Origin of the sequence: Citrobacter sp. JUb117, assembly GCF_024809055.1 — a bacterium.
In the GTDB taxonomy this organism is placed as follows: domain Bacteria; phylum Pseudomonadota; class Gammaproteobacteria; order Enterobacterales; family Enterobacteriaceae; genus Citrobacter; species Citrobacter gillenii.
In genome coordinates this window covers 1-2,301 of record NZ_JANUFB010000020.1, presented here as the reverse complement: position 1 = coordinate 2,301, position 2,301 = coordinate 1, and the positions used below count along the sequence as shown (strand labels likewise).

The 2,301-nt window shown below is 46.3% G+C and carries 2 protein-coding genes and 2 pseudogenes; 2 read left to right on the top strand and 2 right to left on the bottom strand.

The genetic code is table 11. The features are described from left to right. Positions 1–472: pseudogene (locus M2374_RS22245) on the top strand (phage tail protein); the annotation flags it as partial. Next, the gene (locus M2374_RS22240) at positions 472–1,044 is read left to right on the top strand and encodes a tail fiber assembly protein (protein ID WP_259156651.1); all 573 of its coding nucleotides are present in this window, start codon (positions 472–474) and stop codon (positions 1,042–1,044) included. The pseudogene M2374_RS22245 and the gene M2374_RS22240, both read left to right, overlap by 1 nt. A 198-nt stretch (positions 1,045–1,242) precedes the next feature. On the opposite strand, the gene M2374_RS22235 is transcribed toward M2374_RS22240, so the two are convergent. After that, positions 1,243–1,824 carry a tail fiber assembly protein gene (locus M2374_RS22235; protein ID WP_259156650.1) on the bottom strand — a complete coding sequence of 194 codons (582 nt, stop codon included), beginning with the start codon at positions 1,822–1,824 and terminating at the stop codon, positions 1,243–1,245. Next, a pseudogene (locus M2374_RS22230) lies at positions 1,824–2,301 on the bottom strand (phage tail protein); the annotation flags it as partial. The gene M2374_RS22235 and the pseudogene M2374_RS22230, both read right to left, overlap by 1 nt.

Genomic DNA, 2,301 nt, shown 5'->3' with positions numbered 1-2,301 from the left:
AAAGGGCAAGCCAGCCAGTGGTCGGGCGGTGTTGTCGCAGGAACAGGACGGTATTAAATCGCACAACCATAGCGCCACGGTTGCAAATACGGATCTTGGAACAAAAGCGACAACATCATTTGATTACGGGACAAAAACGTCATCATCCTATGACTACGGCACAAAAACGACTAATAGCACAGGAGCACACACACACGGTGTTTCGGTTTATTGGCTCAATACATCGGCGCAAACGGGATTAGTCGGTGCAGGGGCGAATACCAGTGTAGTGGGCACCCAGCAAACAGCGTCAGGCGGTGCTCACTCGCATACAACGGCAATTGGTGCTCATGCCCATACGACAGCAATTGGTGCTCACAGCCATAACGTTACTTTGGGCGCACACAATCACGCAATTACGGTCAACGCTGCGGGTAATGCAGAAAACACCGTAAAAAATACAGCATTTAATTATTTAGTGAGGCTTGCATAATGGCTTTTAAAATGACTGACAGTGACCGGATAATTACTATCTATAACCTTTCAGCATCCACAAATGAATTTATCGGTCAGGGTGATGGTTATATTCCGGCAAATACCGGATTGCCTGCTTTCAGTACAGATATTGTCCCGCCGTCAGCACCGGAGGGGTTTATTGCAGTATTTAATTCTGATTCTAATAAATGGTCACTTGTTGAAGACCATCGAGGGAAAACGGTCTACGACATTCATACAGGGGAAGCCATCACAATTAACCAGTTAGGTAAGCTGCCTGACGATGTAGTTTCCGTTGCGCCCGAAGGACATTTTGTGAAATGGGACGGAAAAAAATGGGTTCATGACACTGAAGCGGAAAAAATGGCACTGATTACGCAGGCGACACAGCAAAAAGAAAGCCTTCTTGCTCTGGCTGCATCAAAAATCGCACCTTTACAGGACGCGGTTGATCTCGATATTGATACTGATGAAGAACAAAAGCAATTATTAGCATGGAAAAAATACAGAGTATTAATAAACAGATTAGATACTTCAAAACCTGAATGGCCTACGCCTCCAGGTAGCTAAAGCAAATCTCCTTATCACACTGGGAAATGTTGGTTTTATAAAGATGGAAAGCTGCAATAAATCCGCGATTATCAGGCTAACGCAGAAGCAGAGCGCGACCGCCGCATGGCTGAATAGCTGGCTGGCAGTTGCGCAAGGCGGCGTTACGGAATAATTGCATTAAATTACGCCACCTTGATTTGCTTTCATATCCTGATATCAACTGACCTTAATATCCGGTAGTGGAGGCCATTCAGGTTTTGTGGTATCTACCCGGTTAAGCAAGACACGATATTTCTTCCACTCCAACAACAGCGCGGTTTCAACGTCCGTTGCCATGCCCAGATCAACAGCATCCTGTAAGGGGGCTATTGCGGATGTTGCGACCGCCAGAAGATTTATTTTTTCCTGTTCCGCCAGCATCAGCAGATGTTCATTTTCTGCATCGGTATCGTGGACCCACTTTGCTCCATCCCACTTAACAAAATGACCTTCCGGTGCGACTGAAACAACATCGTCAGGTAACTTACCTAACTGGTCAATCGTGGTAGCTTTCCCGGTTTGAATGTCGTAGACCGTTTTCCCTCGATGGTCCTCAACCAATGACCATTTTTCTGACTCATAATTAAATACAGCGACAAAACCAGCCTTCGCTGACGGCGGGGCAATATTGGTACTGTAAGCAGGTAATCCCGTATTAGCCGGGATAAACCCATCACATTTCCCAATATATTCATTTGTATCTGCACGAAGGTTGTAGAGAGTAATAGTCCGGTTTTCTCCGGTCATTTCAAAAGTCATCAGGCAAGCCTCACAATATAGTTAAACGCAATATTTTTAACGGTGTTTTCTGCATTTCCGGTTGCATGAACGGTCGCAGCATGTCCGTGATACCCCATAACCACATAATGGTCATGCGCACCGATACCCACCCAGTGATCATGAGGGCCAATCCACGTCACATGAGCATGATTACCACTTCCCTCAATACGATCTCCAGCTGACCATGAAATATTCGACGAGTGCATCCCCAGCCCCTGGCCGGGAGTATCCCGGTATGCAGACGTTGAGCAATATCGAAAGTTATGTGCGTGCCAACCCCCTTCTGTGGATGACTTATTTCCGTAATCAAAACTGGTTGTTGGTTTCGAACCATAATCAAAAGAGCTGGTGTATTTCGTTCCCAGGTCTGTATCGGAAATGCTGGCTGTGTGGGCGTGCGATTTAATACCATCCTGTTCATACGAGAGTACCGTACGCCCGTTCGGTTTCCCCTTA